Raw genomic sequence first — 16345 nt, 5'->3', positions numbered from 1 at the left:
ACGCCATGAGCACCCAGATCCAGGTCAACGGCCACCACTACCAGCTTCCCGCCCGCCCCACCGTCATCGTCTGCATCGATGGCTGCGAGCAGGAATACATCAACCTTGCCGTGCAGGCGGGCGCGACCCCCTTCTTCGCCAGCCTGGCCAAACGCGGAACGGTGCTGACCGGCGATTGCGTGGTGCCGTCGTTCACCAATCCCAACAACCTGTCGATCGTGACCGGCGTGCCGCCGTCGGTGCACGGCATCTGCGGCAACTTCTTCTACGACACCGAAGCCGGCGCCGAAGTGCTGATGAACGACGCCCGCTACCTGCGCGCCCCCACCGTGCTGGCCGCGGCAGCGCAGGCCGGCGCATCGGTGGCGGTGGTCACGGCCAAGGACAAGCTGCGCGCGCTGCTGGGCCACGGCCTCAAGGGCATCTGCTTCTCGGCGGAGAAGGCCGACCAGGCCACCATCGAAGACAACGGCATCGACGACGTGCTGCGCAAGGTCGGCATGCCCCTGCCCTCGGTCTACAGCGCCGACCTGTCAGAGTTCGTGTTCGCCGCCGGCGTGGCCTTGCTGGAAACCATGCGGCCCGACCTGATGTACCTGTCCACGACGGACTACATCCAGCACAAGCATGCCCCGGGCACGCCGCAGGCCAATGCCTTCTACGCCATGATCGACAGCTACATGCAGCGCCTGGACGCGCTCGGCGCGGTCATCGGCGTGACCGCCGACCACGGCATGAATGCCAAGACCGACTCGCTGGGCAAGGCCAACATCCTGTTCCTGCAGCAGGTGCTGGACGAGCGCTTCGGCGCGGACGCCACGCGCGTGCTGCTGCCGATCACCGATCCCTATGTCGCCCACCACGGCGCACTGGGCTCCTACGCGACCGTGTACCTGCCCGCCGGTACCGACCAGCGTGCCGTGCATGAGGCCATCGCCGCGCTGCCCGGCATCGAGCTGGTGCTGGACAAGCGCGCCGCCAGCGAACGCTTCGAGCTGCCGCCCGACCGCATCGGCGACCTGGTAGTGGTCAGCGAACGCCTGACCGTGCTCGGCACCACGCCGGCACGCCATGACCTGAGCGGCCTGGATGCTCCGCTGCGCTCGCACGGCGGCCTGTCCGAGCAGAAGGTGCCGTTGCTGTTCAACCGCAAGGTTGCAGCGCCCGCCGGCCAGCGGCTGCGCAACTTCGACATCCTGCGGCTGGCGCTGAACCACGCGGACTAAAGCCAGTGCGTGCCGGCCAGGCCGGCACGCGTCATCAGTCAATAGCTAAAGGTGGCCGCCAAGACGGCCACCACCAGGGGGCGGCGCCATGCAAATCCTGCTTTCCCTGATGTCCGGGGTCGCACTACTGATCTGGGGCGCGCATGTGACCCGCCACGGCATGCTGGAGGTACTGGGGCCGCGCCTGCGGCTGGTGCTGGCCGCGGGCACGGCCAGTCCCGCGCGAGGCTTCCTGGCCGGGCTTGGCGTGACCGCGCTGATCCAGAGCAGCAGCGCCACGGCCTTGATGACCAGCGCCTTTGTCGCAGGCGGCCTGGTGTCGTTGCCGGCGGCACTGCCGATCGTGCTGGGTGCCGACGTCGGCACCAGCCTGATGGCGCGCCTGCTGTCGGTCGACATCTCCTGGCTCTCGCCACTGCTGCTGGTGATCGGCATCGCACTGCGTCTGTCCGGCAAGGCCAGCTTGCGCGGACAGACTGGCGAAGTCATCGTGGGACTGGGGCTGATCACGCTGGCCTTGCAGCTGATCCGCCTATACGCCGCGCCGCTGCTGCACGCCGAGATCGTGCGCGCCGTCTTCACCTCGCTTGGCCATGACGCACTGCTGGCGCTGGTGATCGGCGCCCTCGTGACGTTGCTCGCGTACTCCAGCCTGGCCGCGGTACTGCTGACTGCAACGCTGGCCATGGGCGGCGTCATCGGCCCTGCCACCGCCTTGCCGCTGGTACTTGGCGCCAATCTGGGCAGTGGACTGATAGCCTGCCTGGCCAATTCCGGCAGTTCGCCCGCCGCGCGGCGGGTATCGCTCGCGAACCTGATCTTCCGGTTCGTGGGGATACTGGCATTCCTGCCGATGCTGGACGCCATGCCCTGGCTGCTGGACCGCCTGGGCAGCAGTGCCGGCACCATGGCCATTGACTTCCACATGGCATTCAACCTGACGCTGGCCGCAACCCTGGTCTGGTTCGTCAACCCGGTAGCGTCCCTGTGCACCCGATGGCTGCCTGATGCGCACGACGACGCAGCGCCCAGCGGCGCGCGCTACCTGAGCCAGGGCGACCTGCGGCATCCTTCCGTCGCCCTTGGCAATGCCACGCGCGAAGTCGTGCGCATCGGCAACGTGATCGAGGAGATGCTCAATGGCATGAAGCTCTCGATCGTGGGCAACGACCGCGCCGTGAACGCCCGCTGCCGGGCGCTGGACGACCGCATCGACGCACTCTATTCGTCGGTCAAGATGTACCTGACCGACGTCGACGCCGGCAGCCTCGACGGTGAGGATGCCACCCGCTGGGACGAGATCATGCTGGTCAATATCAACCTGGAGTATGTCGGCGATATCGTCGAACGCATCCTGGTCGATCTGGACCAGCGCAAACTGAGCCGCAACTACTGCTTCTCGGATGAGGGCAGTGCCGAACTGCTCGAGCTTTGCGACATGCTGGTGGCCAACCTGCGCACCAGGATGTCGCTCTTCGTTGCCAACGACCGCGCAGCGTCGGCATTGCTGATCGATTGCGCTGGCGACTTCCAGGCACGCGCCGGGCGCCTCACCGCCCGCCACATTGCCCGGGTGGCACAGCGCCGCACCGCGAGCGTGGAAACCAGCGCCTTGCACCTCGACACCCTGCGTGAGCTTTCCCAGATGAACGCGCTGCTGTGCGCCGCGCCGGCAGGCATGCGCGGCGCCCTCCCTGAAGACACTTCGTTCCTCCCCGCCGACAATGCCGGCGCGCCGCACGCACAGGAACGCCTGCTCAATCCGTGACGCCACAAGCAGCAAGCAGGCAGGCGGCCGGACACGGCCACAAGGCGTGAACCGACAACGACAATCCCCACAGGAGACACTCATGCAGGCAAACCAACGCAAGCCGCACCGGCCCGGGCGCATCCGGGCCACCCTGACACTGATCGGCCTGGCCGCGACCTTGTGCTGCACGGCCTACGCCCAGGGCGGTTATCCGGCCCGGCCGGTCAGCCTCGTGGTTGGCTTCGCCGCCGGCGGCTCGACCGACAAGCTGGCCCGCTTGCTGGCCAGGGAGATGCAGGAAGCGCTGGGCCAGCAAGTGGTGATCGAGAATCGCCCGGGTGCCGCCGGCAACATCGCTGCCCAGTATGTCGCGCAGGCCGCGCCCGACGGCTACACCCTGTTCATGGCGACCCTGAGCAGCCAGGCCATCAATCCATGGCTCTATGCAAAGCCGGGATTCGACCCGCTCAAGAGCTTCGAGCCGGTGGCGCTGGTGGCGCGCTATCCGCTGGTGGTAGCGGTCAACCCGGCGATGCCGACGCAAACCTCCGCCGAGTTGCTGGCATATATGCGCGCCAATCCCGGCAAGGTCTTCTTCTCGTCCGCGGGATCCGGGTCGCCAGGCCACCTCAGCGGTGAACTGGTCAAGTCCCAGGCCAAGGTCGACATGACCCATGTCGCCTACAAGGGCGGCGGCCCGGCCATGCTGGCCGCGATGGGCGGCGAGGTCACCCTGACGATCGAGACCATTCCGGCCATGATCCCGCACGTCAAGTCCGGCAAGCTCAAGGGGCTTGCCGTTACCTCGGGCCAGCGCTCGGCGGCGCTGCCGCAACTGCCGACATTGTCTGAATCGGGCCTTGCCGGCTTTGAGGTCACGTCGTGGGCCGGCGTCGTGGCGCCGGCAAAGACACCGCCGGACGCCCTTGAGAAACTGCAGGCTGCCGTAGGCAAGGCCCTCGCCGTGCCCAGGCTGAAATCCGCCATGGAAGCCGACGGCGCGCTGCCCAGCTATATGCCCGGCAAGCAGTTCCAGGTCTTCACCGCGGCCGAGCTCAAGCGCTGGGGCGAGGTGGTGCGCAGCGCCAATGTCAAGGCAGATTAGCCGTGCCACGGCGCGCACGGATGGTGCGCGCCGCAGCTTCCGCGTGCCTGCCCAAGCTGCTCCAGAATCGCCGGGGTCTCCAGCGCCGCCTGAAAATAAAGCAGCCGCCTGCGCAGGCGGCCAAATCCGGGATGGCAGTGCGGGAGAACCCACCTGGTCCTGGCTACCAGAGACACCAGCAGAAACTACGCGCCGGGCCGCTCACCAGGGCAATGAATACGTCTTGGTATTGGTAAAGCTCTTCATCGCCTCCAGCACGCCTTCCTTGTAGCCCAGGCCAGAGTCCTTGATGCCGCCGAACGGCGTCAGCTCCAGCCTATACCCCGGCACCTCCCGCACATTGACGCTGCCAACCTTCAGCTCCCGCACAAAGCGCGTGATGTAGTCGAGCCGGTTGGTGCAGACCGACGACGAGAGCCCGTAGGCGGTGCCGTTGGAAATGCGGATCGCCTCTTCAATGTCCCTGAAGCGGATCACCGGCGACACCGGCCCGAAGGTCTCGTGCCTGGCCACCGTCATTCCGGGATCGACATGATCGAGCACCGTCGGCGAATACAGCGCGCCGCGCCGGATATTGCCGTAGCGCAGCGTGGCCCCGGCGGCAATCGCTTCATTGACCACGGCTTCGAACTGGATCGCGGCGGCTTCGTCGATGACGGTGCCCATGTCCACCTTCGGGTCCATGGGATCGCCATAGCTGAGCGCTTCGGTCTTCGCCACCAGCAGGTCGACAAAGCGGTCCGCCACCGACTCATGCACCAGCATGCGCTTGATCGCCGTGCAGCGCTGCCCGGAGTTCTTGTAGGAGCCGCTGGCGGCCAGCGTGGCGGCCTCTTCCAGATCCGCGTCTTCCATCACGATGATCGGGTCGTTGCCCCCCAGCTCCAGCACCTGGCGCTTGTAGGTGGCAGTGGCGGCAATGTACTTGCCGATCGGCACGCCGCCGGTGAAGGTCACCAGGTCCACGTCCGGGTGCGTCAGCATCTCGTCGGCAATCTCGCGCGGGTCGCCGGTGATGACCGACAGCATCTGCGGCGGCAGTCCGGCCTCATACAGGATATCGGCCAGCAGGCAGGCTGCCAGCGGGGTCTTCTCGCTGGGCTTGAGCACCATGCGGTTGTTGGTGGCCACCGACGGCGCCACCTTGTGGATCACCTGGTTGATCGGGTGGTTGAACGGCGTGATCGCGGTGATCACCCCCAGCAGCGGCTCGCGCAGCGTATAGACCTTGCGGCTCTTGCCGTGGTGGGTCAGGTCGCACGAGAACACCTGGCCGTCGTCGACCAGCGCCTGGTTGGCGGCAAACAGCAGCACGTCGGAGGCGCGGCCCACCTCGTACAGCGAATCCTTGCGGCACAGGCCGGATTCCAGCGTGATCGTGCGCGAGATCTCGTCCAGGCGCGAGGCGATGATCTCGCCGGCGCGCATCAGGATCTTGTAGCGGTCATAGCGCGTCAGCGTGGGCTGGTAGTCGCGCGCGATGCGGTAGGCGCGGCGCACGTCGTCGAGCGTGGCCTTCGGCACGGTGGCGATGACTTCGCCGGTGTACGGATAGGTCACCTCGATCACGTCTTCGCGGTAGATCTTCTCGCCGGCGATGCGCAGCGCTTCGTGGCGGATTTCGGGGATGGCATGCAATGCGGTCATGGGCTTGCCCTCTCGGGTCTTGTGCAGTGTGGGGAACGGGTTGCAGCCGTGGCGGGCGGGCCGGCATCGTGCCGGCCCGGCGCACTCAGCGGCGAATGAAGGCCGCGATCACGGCGCTGATGATGCAGCTGGTTGCCACGATCGGGAACACCAGCGAGGTATTGCCCGAGTGATCCAGCATGCGGCCGATCAGGGGTTCGCCCAGGCCGGCGAGCAGGTAGGAGAAGAAATTGAGGATGCCGGTAGCGGTGCCGGCCCGCTTGGCGCCAACCAGGTCCGGGCACAGCGCCCAGAACGACGACGCGGGGCCGTAGACGAAGAAGCCGGCAAGGAATAGCGCGACGATGGCGCCCATGCCCGTGGGCAGCTTGTACATGACCATTGACGCCACCGCACCCAGCACCATGTACAGCATGATGGCCTTGCTGCGGCTGGAGCCGAACAGGCGGTCGGAAATCCAGCCGTTGCTCAGCGCGCCGAACGCCATGCCTACCGGCAGTGCCACCGAGATCCACGCCGGGTCGATCAGCGTCTCGGCGCTCTTCCAGTTCTTGCCCAGGAAGTGGACCGGTACCCAGACGATCAGGCCATAGCGCGCGGCGTTCTGGAAGCCGATCGACAGGCCCGCGATCAGCAGGCGCGGGTTGCACAGCACGGCCTTGTAGCGTGACCAGGAGCTTTCATTGGCGTCGGTTTCGACCGCCGCGGCCTTGTCCGCATCGTCGGCCTTGGCGGCGCCGGTGTCGGGCGACCTGAAGCCCAGGTCTTCCGGACGCTCGCGCACGATCAGGAAGAAGGTGATGCCACCCACCAGCATCAGCAGCACCGGCAGGCGGAAGATCCAGCGCCAGTCCAGGTGCAGGATATTCACAACCACGATCGAGGTGACGAACGACAGTACCGAAGCGCAGCCAGCCGCGAACACATAGAAGCCGTAGACCTTGCCGCGTTCGCCGGCGCCCCACCAGTTCGACAGCAGCCGGCTGCCGGGCGCCCAGCCGAGCGCCTGGAAGTAGCCGTTGATGCCCCATGGAATCGCCAGGGTCTTGAAGCCCACGGCAAAGCTGACCACCCAGTTGGCCGCGCACGACAGGATCGCGCCGGCGGTCATCACGCGGCGGCCGCCGAACTTGTCGCCCAGGTTGCCGTTGATGGCCTGCCCGATGGCGTAGCACCACAGCAGGCAGGTCGAGGCCCATCCCAGCGTCTCCTTGGAAAGCCCGAATTCCTGCTGGATGCCGGGAATGGCGAAGCCAAAGGTCTGCCGCCCCGTGTAGAAGAAGAAGTAGCAGAACATCGCGGCCAGCAGCATACGCCACTGTGCTCGCCGGAACGATAGCTCGGCCGGGGCGACGAACGCCCCTGCCTGGATGCGATCGGCAGTTTCCATTTTTGTCTCCTCTTGTATTGTCGGCCCGTATTGCGGGCTCGTGTTGGCCGGCGGTACCGTCGGCCGGGGTCGTGCCGCTAGGCAGACACGGCGCCGATAAAGTTCTTGCCCCGGGCGCCGTCCAGCGCACGTGTGATCATGGCGCCGGCCTCGTCGTCGGTGACGCCGTAGTCGGCAAACTCGGTCTTCACGCCCAGGCCCTGCAGGAAGGCGCGCAGCCGTTGCTGCCCGTGGTCCAGCACCGGCCCGAACAAGCGTTGCAGCGTGCGGTCGCGGTCGGGGCGGCGTGCCCAGGCTTTTTCCAGCACCATCGGCAGCGTGAACGAGCACGCGATGCCGTGCGGCAGGCCATGGCGCAGCGTCATTTCGTAGGAGATGGAGTGCGCAAGGGCCGTCTTGGTATTGGAGAACGCCAGTCCGGCCTTGAGGGCGGCCAGCGCCATGCGCTCACGCAAGGCAATGTCGTCCAGGTTGCGCACCAGTTCCGGCAAGGTGTCGAAGATGTCCTCCACCGCCGAAATCGCGAAGGTGTCGGAAATCGGGTTGGCGTTGACGTTCCAGATCGATTCCAGCGCGTGCGACAGGGCATCAAGCCCGGTGGAGATCGTGGTGCCCCGCGGCACGGACATCATCAGCTCCGCGTCCACGATGGCCGCTTCGGGCCAGGTTGCCTCCAGGTGAAGCGAGTACTTCTTCTGCTTCGCGGCGTCCCAGATAGTCGCCCAGGGCGTCACTTCGCTGCCCGTGCCGGCCGTGGTCGGCACCGCGATCAGCGGCTTGACCTGCGCCGGCGTGAACGGCTTTCCCGCTGCCAGCAGGCTGATCAGCGAATCGAACCGCCCCGTCCTGGTCCCTACCATCAGCGCCTTGGCGGTATCGATGGCGCTGCCGCCGCCGACTGCAACGATGGCGTCGCAGGCGTCGGCATGTTCCCAGAAGCGGTCGTACAGGCCGGACAACTGGGCGACATCCGGGTTCGGCCGCACGTCTTCGATCATCCCGACAAGGTCTGCGCCCAGCAGGGCTTCAAGCCGCGCCACCAGTCCCAGCGCGCGCGCTTCGGGAAAGGTCACGACGACGACGCGCCGGCCGTGCAGCAAGGCCGGAAGCTGGTCAAGACTGCCAGCCCCGCAATGGATCGACACGGGGTTGTGGTAGGCATGGATCATGGGGTCTCCTCACTTCATTCCTGGGTAGCCTGGACGGCGGCTTGTGCCGCGTTCCCTGGTGCCTGAAGTGTGGGAGACGCCAACCCCCCGGTCCAATCGCATCTTTGACGGCGAGGTGCGCCAAAACCGATGGATCGCCGGGACGCTGCCGGCCTCGGGGAAACCCTGTACGCATCGGCACGCGTCTGTGGGAGACTCGCCGCACACGCCGCGCTGAATGGCGGTCAGCCCCCATCGAGACCCCATGTTCCACCAGTACTACAAGTCGATCCGCTGCTTCCACGCGGTCGCCCGGACGGGCGGCTTCACTGCCGCGGCGCAATACCTGCATATTGGGCAGCCGACCGTGACCGACCAGGTCAAGGCGCTGGAGACGCGTTTCGGCGTGGAGCTGTTCCTGCGCGCGGGCCGCACCGTGCGCCTGACTGACACCGGCGAGCGGCTCTACGCCATCACCCAGGGATTGTTCGGGCAGGAAGAAGAGGCCATGCAGTTCCTGCACAGCGCGCACAAGCTCAAGACCGGGCTGGTGCGCGTGGGCGCGGTGTCGCCGCCGATCGCGCTGGGGCTGGCGCGAAGCTTCCGCACCGCGCATGCTTCGCTGGAACTGACGGTCACCATCGGCTCAGAGGCATCGGTGCTGCACGGGTTGCAGGATTTCGACATCGACGTCGGCATCCTGGCGGAACCCGATCCCGTCGAGGGCCTGCACATCACGCCCTATCGCCGCGAGCGCATCGTTGCCGTGATGCCGGCCGGCCATCCGCTGGCCGCGCGCCCTTCGATCACGGTGCAAGACGTCGCCGGCGAAGCTGTGATCGTGCGCGAGCCGGGATCGAAGACCCGGCTCCGGGTTGAACGCGCGTGCGCACAGCATGGCGTAGCGCTGAACTGCGTGATGGAGATCAACAGCCGCGAGGCCATCCTGCATGCGGTGGCCAATGGCATGGGCATCAGCTTCGTCACGCAGATCGAATGCATCCCGCTGCCGGGCCTGCAGGTGGTGCCGGTCGACGAGCCGCTGCTGTCGATCGACTATTCGCTGTGCTGCCTGGAGGTGCGCAAGGAGCGGCCGCTGATTGCGGCGCTGTTCGCGGTCGCGCTGGGCTAGCACCACCCCGTCATCCGCCCCAACCTGCCTGTACCAGCGTAGCCACGCCCACGCCGACCAGGACGGCCCCGGTAAGCCGTACCGCAAGCCTGGTCACGCGCGCACCCGCGGGCATCCATCGTTCGAGCGTCATCGCCAATGTCACCGCTGCCATCACGCGCAGGTCCATCACGCCCATGACGAGCCATGCCGCGGTCAGGCCCGCACAGCACCGGATGCAGTGCAGGCCCAGCCGCAGGCCATGGCGCCACGCCGAGCCGGCATCCGCCGGCAGTGCGCGCGTGCGGCCCGCTGCGCTGGTGCAGTAGGCAAGCTGCCGTGCTTTCCACGCGGCGAACTGCAGCACGCCTGCCATCATCAAGACCACCGCAGCAGCGAGCGGCGCCGCGCGCGCCAGGCCCTGCGCCTGCGTGGCGATTGCTGCCAGCGCAGCGCCAACCGGGAAAACGGCGAGGCCCACCATGCCCCACACGAAGAAGTAGCCGGCGCCCGCCAATACCGTCGACATGCCCGGGCGCACCTGCCCTGCCGCCGCCAGCGCCTGGCGGTAGCGCCACAGCATCGGTGCCAGCGAGGGCAGCATCATCGGCACCATCATGGCGATCCACATGCCGAGGAAGGCCATTGCCGTGCGGCCCCAGGTCTGGCCGCACATCCGCATCCACGCCATTGACATGGTCCAGCCGCCTGGCATCGGCATCGCGCCCATTGCGGGCATGGACGCATGCCAGGCGAGTGTCGCCGCCACGCCGGCGATGAATAGCACGGCAAGGATGCCAAAGAAGGCAAGGCGCGGGCCGGCGCTGCGTGAGCGCGCCGGCCTGTGCGCGGTGAGTACGCTGGACACGACCTGCCTCAGCCCGGCTCGTACTCATCGTGGCGGCGCCACCAGACCCCGGCCTCGTTGCGTCCGCGCGGCGCGCGATCCAGCCACTGGTACATGCCCCACAGGCCATCCAGCCCGCGCGCGTAGGTGGAATAGGTGTGGTACACAACGCCATCTTCCAGTGCGAAGGCGCTCATGCCCGGCCGGTCGCGCTGGTACGTCGCGGCATCGGTGCCGCACATGGCAGCAAAGCGGGCCTCGGCCGCAGCGCCGCCGGCCTCCAACTCGGGGCGCCAGGCGAATGCCGCCTCGCGCCGGTAGTTGTAGTCGATATCGCCCTGGCGTTGTTGCGCTTCGCTGAACCAGACGTTGAAGTCCGTGTTGAAGTCGCTGCCCTGCGAAGACGCCCACGGGAAGGTCCAGCCCATGCGCCGCTGGTACGCCAGCAATTTCGCCAACGGTGCCCGCGACACCGCGGCCAGCGTGACATCGTGATGCGCCAGATGGACGGCAAAGCCGTCAAACCCGTCCGCAATCGCGGAGCAGGACGGGCACCCGGCCTGGTAGTCCGGGCCGAACATGAAGTGGTAGACCAGCAGTTGCGAACGTCCCTGGAACAAGTCTGCCAGCGAGGCGCTGCCGGCCGCGGTCTCGAACCGGTAGGGCTTGTCGATTCGAACCCACGGCAACGCCTGGCGCTGCCGTGCCAGTTCATCGCTGCGTCGGGTGAGATCCTTCTCGGCCTCGAGCAGTTTACGCCGCGCGGCCAGCCATGCTTCACGGGTTCCGGTGCTGTGTGTGGTCATCGCGCATCCCTCCGTTGGTTGGTGTTCGTGTGCTAGATTAGGCGCCGGCTTCCAACGGTGGGAGTGACAAGTGTGGCGGGATTTCTGGCGGGATTCGGATGGACTCACGCATTGCCGCCGCGGCGCTCGCGCTCGCCGCGGGTGATCCGCTTGGCGCGCTGAACCGGGTTGCGCTGCGCGATGATCCGCCGGCGCTGGCGCTGCGCGGCATCGCCATGGCGCAGCTTGGCGACTTCATCCGCGCCCGGGCACTGTTGCGCAGCGCGGCGCGCGCCTTCGGTCCGCGCGAAGCCGTAGCGCGCGCCAGGTGCGTGGTGGCCGAAACGGAGATCGCCTTTGTCTCGCGTGACCTGGGCTGGCCCGCAAAGACGCTGGACAGCGCGCGCGCCACCCTTGAAGCGCACGGCGACTGGGTCAACGCCGCCCATGCGCGCTATCTGGCGATCCGCCGGCTGCTGCTGATCGGCCGCATCGACGAAGCCGAGCAGGCGCTTGCCGGGCTTGACCCCGCCCCCTTCCCGCCCGCGTTGCGCACAACCCATGCCCTGATCGTGGCGGGCATTGCGATACGGCGCGTGCAGACCCGGCCGGCGCGCACCGCACTGGCACAGGCCGCGCGCGCGGCGCAGCGCGCCGGCATCCCATCCTTGCGCGCCGAGGTCGAAAGCGCGGCCCAGGCGCTGCACAGCCCCGCGGCACGCCGCATCGCGCGCGGCGAGGAACGGCCGCTGCTGCTCGAGGAAGTCGAAGCGCTGCTGGCGTCGAAAGCGCTGGTCGTGGATGCGTGTCGCTATGCCGTGCGCTGCGCTGGCACCACGGTCTCGCTCGCCAGGCGGCCGGTGTTGTTCACGCTGGCGCGCGCGCTGGCCGAAGCCTGGCCCGCCGACGTGCCCCGGGACACGCTGATTGCGCACGCCTTCCGCACCAGGCATGCCGATGCTTCGCACCGCGCGCGGCTGCGTGTCGAGATCGGGCGGCTGCGCGCGGTGCTTGGCGCATTTGCCGGCGTCACCGCAACCGGGCGCGGCTTCGCGCTGGTGCCGGACCGCGCGCGCGAGGTGGTGGTGCTGGCGCGGCCGGTGGAAGAGAAGCACGCGGCGGTGCTCGCCTTGCTGGCCGATGGCGAGTCATGGTCCAGCTCTGCCCTCGCGCTGGCGCTGGGTGCCAGCCAGCGCTCGGTGCAACGGGCACTGGAAACGCTGGCGGCCGCGGGCAAGATCCAGTCCCTTGGCCACGGGCGCGCGCGCCGCTGGATGACGCCGCCGGTGCCGGGATTCACGACGGCCTTGTTACTCCCCTCGCCGCTGCCGATTGACTAGCATGTAGCCATCCCCAAGCCACCAGGATGACAGCATGAAACGATCACAAGCCGAAGTGCTTCGCGAGTATGGTCCCTTCCCCGGGGTCGAGAACGTCCATGGTGTCAGCTATGACGGCCAGCGGGTCTGGTTTGCCAGCGGAGACAAGCTCAATGCCCTGGACCCGCTCACCGGCAGGACCTTGCGCTCGCTCGATGTCGCCGCCCATGCCGGAACGGCTTTCGACGGCCAGCACCTGTACCAGATTGCCGAAGACCGCATCCAGAAGATCGATCCGCAAAGCGGCCGCGTGCTGGCCACGATCCCTGCTCCGGGCGGCGGCGGCGACTCGGGGCTTGCCTGGGCCGAAGGCACGTTGTGGGTGGGCCAGTACCGGGAGCGGAAGATCCACCAGGTCGATCCGCAGACGGGGGCGATCCTGCGCACCATCACGTCCGACCGCTTTGTCACCGGCGTCACCTGGGTCGATGCCGAGCTCTGGCACGGCACCTGGGAAGGCGACCAGAGCGAGCTGCGGCACATCGACCCGCAATCGGGCGCGGTGCTGGAATCGGTCACCATGCCGGCCGGCGCGGGCGTGTCGGGGCTGGAGTCCGACGGTGGCGACCAGTTCTTCTGCGGCGGCGGCAACAGCGGCAAGATCCGCGCGGTGCGCCGGCCCAGGCCAGCCGGGAAGCGCCCCGCCGACGCCGCGGGCAAGTAGCCGGCATTCACGCTGAGCGGACAACGTTCACTATTCCTTACAGACAAAGGCGCTGCCACCATCTATTCTCCTGTCGCAAACGGAATCCCCCACAACAAGGAGAATGCGATGAAATCCGCTCTGGCCCTTCTGGTCGCCTGCAGCGCACTGCTAGGCGGCTGCGTGGTAGCCCCCTACGACGACTACGGCAGCGGCCACCAGGGCTGCCCGCCGGGGCAGGCAAAGAAGGGCAACTGCCGTGTCGACACGTACGGCAACGAGTCCTTCTGCCCGCCGGGCCAGGCCAAGAAAGGCCGCTGCTGAGCCAGCGCCGGCCCCGCACCGAGCGGCCGGTCCAGGCTGGCGCCGCCTGGCGCCAGCCGGTGTTGCACGGGCCGGCCTGACGGACGGAGAATGGCGAGATGCGGGCATCTCGCCTGCAGGAGAGCGCCATGCAATCCCGCACGCCATTCCGGTATATCGGCAAACTGTGCGTTGCCGCTGTCGTGCTCGGCTCGCTTGGGGCCTGTGCGACCTTGCAGCCGGAACAGACCGGCAAGCAAATGATCGGCAGCCCTGAAAGTGCCGTACGCAGTACATTCGGATCCCCCACCGAGACCTACCGCCTCGCCGACGGCACCACCCGCTGGATCTGGTCGCGCCAGCCCCTCGGCCATGAGGTCTATGCCGCTGATTTCGACGCCGGCGGCAAGCTCACCGACTATCGCCAGATGCTGACCGAGACGGAGATCTACCGCGCCCAGGTCGGGACCTGGACCAAGAAGGATGTGCAGGAGCGCTTTGGCCTGCCGCGCGAGCCCATCCAGTACTACCCCCTGATGAAGCGTGAAGCCTGGTCCTGGCGCATGTACAAGACTGGCTTGCAGACCGCGCATTTCAGTTGCTACTTCGATGACGCCGGCGTGCTGCGCCAGACCATGATCATCGTCGACCCGCTCGGCGGCGACTCGCGCCACTCGCGCTGAAGCGAGGCCGGCGAGGCAGCCGGTGCCATTGCCGGCAGCAGGGGCTCCCCGGCCCACGGGCCTTTTTGCGCGCAGAATGGTGGCGATGCGGCAACCGCCGCCAACCCTCCATGCGGAAAACGAACGTGACCACTGCGATCCTGCTCGAGAACATCCACCAGAGCGCCAACGCCCGGCTGACTGAAGCCGGCCTGCAGGTCGAGCGCCGCACCGGCGCCCTGGCCGGTGCCGAACTGCGCCAGGTGCTGGCCAGCCACGACGTGGTCGGCATCCGCTCTGCCACCCACCTGCGCGCCGACGACATCCGCAGCGCGCCCGGGCTGCTCTCGGTTGGCTGCTTTTGCATCGGCACCTCGCAGGTGGACCTGGAAGCCGCCACCGCCGCCGGCATCCCGGTGTTCAACGCGCCCTTCTCCAACACCCGCTCGGTGGCCGAACTGGTGGTGTCCGAAGCGGTGATGCTGCTGCGCCGGATCCCGGAGAAGAACACCCTGGCACACGCCGGCAAGTGGGCCAAGGGCGCCGCCGGCGCGTTCGAGGCGCGCGGCAAGACCATTGCCATCGTCGGCTACGGCAATATCGGCTCGCAGGTGGGCGTGCTGGCCGAATCGATGGGCATGCGCGTGGTGTACTACGACGTGCTGGCGCGGCTCTCGCACGGCTCTGCGCGCGCTGCGGGATCGCTGGAAGAAGCGGTGTCGCAGGCCGAAGTGGTGACCCTGCATGTGCCAGCCACGCCGCGCACGCGCAATATGATCGATGCGCGCATCCTGGCCGCCTGCAAGCCGGGCGCGATCCTGATCAATGCCTCGCGCGGCAGCGTGGTGGACATCGCCGCGCTGGCCGCGGCGCTGCGCGAGAAGCGCCTGGGCGGTGCGGCCATCGACGTGTTCCCGGAGGAGCCGAAGACCAACAACGACCCCTTCGTCAGCGAACTGCAGAACCTGCCCAACGTACTGCTGACCCCGCACGTGGGCGGCAGCACCGAAGAGGCGCAGGAGAATATCGGCACCGAAGTGGCGGCCAAGCTGGCGCACTTCCTGGCCACCGGCGGCACCATCGGCGCCGTCAATTTCCCCGAGGTCGATCCCGGCCCGCTGCACGCGCCGGCGCGACTGCTCAACGTGCACGGCAATGCGCCGGGCGCCCTGGCGGCACTGAACACGCTGCTGGCGCAGGAGAGCGTGAATATCACCGGCCAGCACCTGCAGACGCGCGGCCACACCGGCTATGTGGTCACCGACCTCGACCGCGTGCCGTCAGACCAGTTGATGCAGGCGCTGCGCACTCACGCAGGCTTTGCCCGCTCGCGGCTGATCCTGCGATAGGACAGCGGCCGCCCCCAAGGTCAATTGTCACAAAAGTGTCATAACCCTTAAGAAGATCGCCCCGACCTGACGCCCTTCCGCAGAAATATTGCCGATACAGCACTTATGATCCTGTCCGCCGCAGGCGGGCAAGGGTGGCGGTGACGGGCATCGCCCCCAAGGAGAGTGCATTGCATCCCTTTGCCAACCACGCCGTGAGCGGCGGCCCGCTGCCGACGGTGCTCGCCTCCAAGCTCGCCCCCCCCGTGGCGCACCCCGCCACGATCGGCCGGCCGCACCTGGTCGCGCGCATGGCGCGGACCGCGCGGCCCGCGTGATCCTGGTGCGGGCCGCGGCCGGCTTTGGCAAGACCACGCTGATGCAGCAATACGCGGAGTCCTGCGCAGCGCAGCAGCACGCCACGGTATGGCTGCGCCTGGATGCGGGCGACAATGACCTGGAACGGCTGCTGGTCCACCTGGACGCCGGCCTGGCCGCGCTGTCGCTGCAGCAGCGCAGCGACCACGCCGCCTTTGTCACCGCGTTTTCCGGCACCCACCTGGAACTGGGCGAGTTCCTCGCCGAGGACATCCTGGCGCGGCAGTCCGACGCGTGCCGCGCCTTCCTGCTGGAAACCAGCGTGCTGGGCCAGCTGAGCGCACCGCTGTGCGACGCAAAGCCGCACAGAAGCGGTGGCACTGGGCCGCGCGCGCGGCCTGATCCCGTGAGCCGTGGGCACGGATAAGCGAGTGCAGTCTTGACACCTTGGCTCCTGCTTCCTTTAATGGTGTAACGCATCAGGTGTCTTGCCTGATCACTTTTGCCGATTACTTCAAGCCATGATGGAAACCGGTGAAGCCCACGATCCGCAGCGCAAGCAAGAAGAACTGCGCAGCTTCCTTTTCCTGACCGCCGTGATGGTGCCGGTACTCTCCGTCATCATCGTGGCGGGCTATGGGTTCATTGTCTGGATGACCCAACTGATCAGCGGTCCGCCGTCGCATTGAGCGGCCCGGCAAGC

The 16345-nt window shown here is 67.5% G+C and carries 17 protein-coding genes; 12 read left to right on the top strand and 5 right to left on the bottom strand.

Annotation, left to right across the window (positions count from 1 at the left end; genetic code table 11):
• Positions 1-5: 5 nt before the first annotated feature.
• From phnA to CNE_RS21990, 3 genes are all read left to right on the top strand, one after another.
• The gene (phnA, locus tag CNE_RS22000; RefSeq protein WP_013952481.1) at positions 6-1226 is read left to right on the top strand and encodes a phosphonoacetate hydrolase; all 1221 of its coding nucleotides are present in this window, start codon (positions 6-8) and stop codon (positions 1224-1226) included.
• An 88-nt stretch (positions 1227-1314) separates the two neighbouring features.
• Positions 1315-2994 carry a Na/Pi cotransporter family protein gene (locus CNE_RS21995; RefSeq protein WP_013952480.1) on the top strand — a complete coding sequence of 560 codons (1680 nt, stop codon included), beginning with the start codon at positions 1315-1317 and terminating at the stop codon, positions 2992-2994.
• Positions 2995-3076: 82 nt separating this feature from the next.
• On the top strand, positions 3077-4081 hold the full coding sequence (locus CNE_RS21990; RefSeq protein ID WP_013952479.1) for a Bug family tripartite tricarboxylate transporter substrate binding protein: 1005 nt from the start codon (positions 3077-3079) through the stop codon (positions 4079-4081).
• Positions 4082-4282: 201 nt separating this feature from the next.
• On the opposite strand, the gene phnY is transcribed toward CNE_RS21990, so the two are convergent.
• The 3 genes from phnY to psrA all read right to left on the bottom strand — a co-directional run bounded on the left by phnY (position 4283) and on the right by psrA (position 8287).
• Complete coding sequence (phnY, locus tag CNE_RS21985; RefSeq protein ID WP_013952478.1) at positions 4283-5728, bottom strand: phosphonoacetaldehyde dehydrogenase; 1446 nt, start codon at positions 5726-5728, stop codon at positions 4283-4285.
• A gap of 85 nt (positions 5729-5813) precedes the next feature.
• On the bottom strand, positions 5814-7118 hold the full coding sequence (locus CNE_RS21980) for an MFS transporter (protein ID WP_013952477.1): 1305 nt from the start codon (positions 7116-7118) through the stop codon (positions 5814-5816).
• A gap of 77 nt (positions 7119-7195) precedes the next feature.
• On the bottom strand, positions 7196-8287 hold the full coding sequence (psrA, locus tag CNE_RS21975; RefSeq protein WP_013952476.1) for an iron-containing alcohol dehydrogenase PsrA: 1092 nt from the start codon (positions 8285-8287) through the stop codon (positions 7196-7198).
• A gap of 244 nt (positions 8288-8531) precedes the next feature.
• Here psrA and CNE_RS21970 point away from each other — a divergent pair, with 244 nt between their 5' ends.
• A complete protein-coding gene (locus CNE_RS21970) occupies positions 8532-9398 on the top strand; it encodes a LysR substrate-binding domain-containing protein (RefSeq protein WP_041228576.1) in 867 nt (288 codons plus the stop codon).
• 10 nt (positions 9399-9408) lie between these two features.
• Here the strand turns inward: CNE_RS21970 and CNE_RS21965 are convergent, their stop codons facing one another.
• Both CNE_RS21965 and CNE_RS21960 read right to left on the bottom strand, forming a co-directional pair.
• Positions 9409-10245 (bottom strand): DUF2182 domain-containing protein, encoded by an 837-nt coding sequence (locus CNE_RS21965; RefSeq protein ID WP_013952474.1) that lies wholly within the window; start codon positions 10243-10245, stop codon positions 9409-9411.
• A gap of 8 nt (positions 10246-10253) precedes the next feature.
• Positions 10254-11030: a DUF899 domain-containing protein gene (locus CNE_RS21960; RefSeq protein WP_013952473.1), complete on the bottom strand. Its 777-nt coding sequence runs from the start codon at positions 11028-11030 to the stop codon at positions 10254-10256.
• A 98-nt stretch (positions 11031-11128) separates the two neighbouring features.
• On the opposite strand from CNE_RS21960, the gene CNE_RS21955 reads away from it, so the two are divergent.
• The 8 genes from CNE_RS21955 (at position 11129) to napE (ending at position 16331) form a co-directional block, all read left to right on the top strand.
• Positions 11129-12349, top strand: a complete 1221-nt coding sequence (locus CNE_RS21955) for a hypothetical protein (RefSeq protein WP_013952472.1) — start codon at positions 11129-11131, stop codon at positions 12347-12349.
• 34 nt (positions 12350-12383) lie between these two features.
• Complete coding sequence (locus CNE_RS21950) at positions 12384-13052, top strand: Vgb family protein (protein WP_013952471.1); 669 nt, start codon at positions 12384-12386, stop codon at positions 13050-13052.
• 108 nt (positions 13053-13160) lie between these two features.
• Positions 13161-13355 carry a hypothetical protein gene (locus CNE_RS21945; protein ID WP_013952470.1) on the top strand — a complete coding sequence of 65 codons (195 nt, stop codon included), beginning with the start codon at positions 13161-13163 and terminating at the stop codon, positions 13353-13355.
• 128 nt (positions 13356-13483) lie between these two features.
• Complete coding sequence (locus tag CNE_RS21940) at positions 13484-14017, top strand: hypothetical protein (protein ID WP_041228575.1); 534 nt, start codon at positions 13484-13486, stop codon at positions 14015-14017.
• Between the two features lie 110 nt (positions 14018-14127).
• Entirely contained in the window at positions 14128-15345 is a 1218-nt protein-coding gene (gene serA / locus CNE_RS21935; RefSeq protein ID WP_013952468.1) for a phosphoglycerate dehydrogenase, read from the top strand.
• Positions 15346-15515: 170 nt separating this feature from the next.
• Complete coding sequence (locus tag CNE_RS42175; RefSeq protein ID WP_228772517.1) at positions 15516-15662, top strand: hypothetical protein; 147 nt, start codon at positions 15516-15518, stop codon at positions 15660-15662.
• Positions 15659-16069 carry a hypothetical protein gene (locus CNE_RS42170; RefSeq protein WP_041228574.1) on the top strand — a complete coding sequence of 137 codons (411 nt, stop codon included), beginning with the start codon at positions 15659-15661 and terminating at the stop codon, positions 16067-16069. Before CNE_RS42175 ends, CNE_RS42170 begins: the two co-directional genes overlap by 4 nt.
• 94 nt (positions 16070-16163) lie before the next feature.
• A complete protein-coding gene (napE, locus tag CNE_RS21925) occupies positions 16164-16331 on the top strand; it encodes a periplasmic nitrate reductase, NapE protein (protein WP_013952465.1) in 168 nt (55 codons plus the stop codon).
• Positions 16332-16345: the final 14 nt, after the last annotated feature.

Source organism: Cupriavidus necator N-1 (assembly GCF_000219215.1).
Lineage (GTDB): Bacteria > Pseudomonadota > Gammaproteobacteria > Burkholderiales > Burkholderiaceae > Cupriavidus > Cupriavidus necator.
Note: the sequence above shows the minus strand (reverse complement) of the source record. Positions and strands in the feature narration are given on the sequence as shown.

Coding starts and splice junctions, on each gene's coding strand:
- phnA (WP_013952481.1), top strand. CDS start 6: ATGAGCACCCAGATCCAGGTCAACGGCCACCACTACCAGCTTCCCGCC.
- CNE_RS21995 (WP_013952480.1), top strand. CDS start 1,315: ATGCAAATCCTGCTTTCCCTGATGTCCGGGGTCGCACTACTGATCTGG.
- CNE_RS21990 (WP_013952479.1), top strand. CDS start 3,077: ATGCAGGCAAACCAACGCAAGCCGCACCGGCCCGGGCGCATCCGGGCC.
- phnY (WP_013952478.1), bottom strand. CDS start 5,728: ATGACCGCATTGCATGCCATCCCCGAAATCCGCCACGAAGCGCTGCGC.
- CNE_RS21980 (WP_013952477.1), bottom strand. CDS start 7,118: ATGGAAACTGCCGATCGCATCCAGGCAGGGGCGTTCGTCGCCCCGGCC.
- psrA (WP_013952476.1), bottom strand. CDS start 8,287: ATGATCCATGCCTACCACAACCCCGTGTCGATCCATTGCGGGGCTGGC.
- CNE_RS21970 (WP_041228576.1), top strand. CDS start 8,532: ATGTTCCACCAGTACTACAAGTCGATCCGCTGCTTCCACGCGGTCGCC.
- CNE_RS21960 (WP_013952473.1), bottom strand. CDS start 11,030: ATGACCACACACAGCACCGGAACCCGTGAAGCATGGCTGGCCGCGCGG.
- CNE_RS21955 (WP_013952472.1), top strand. CDS start 11,129: ATGGACTCACGCATTGCCGCCGCGGCGCTCGCGCTCGCCGCGGGTGAT.
- CNE_RS21950 (WP_013952471.1), top strand. CDS start 12,384: ATGAAACGATCACAAGCCGAAGTGCTTCGCGAGTATGGTCCCTTCCCC.
- CNE_RS21945 (WP_013952470.1), top strand. CDS start 13,161: ATGAAATCCGCTCTGGCCCTTCTGGTCGCCTGCAGCGCACTGCTAGGC.
- CNE_RS21940 (WP_041228575.1), top strand. CDS start 13,484: ATGCAATCCCGCACGCCATTCCGGTATATCGGCAAACTGTGCGTTGCC.
- serA (WP_013952468.1), top strand. CDS start 14,128: ATGCGGAAAACGAACGTGACCACTGCGATCCTGCTCGAGAACATCCAC.
- napE (WP_013952465.1), top strand. CDS start 16,164: ATGATGGAAACCGGTGAAGCCCACGATCCGCAGCGCAAGCAAGAAGAA.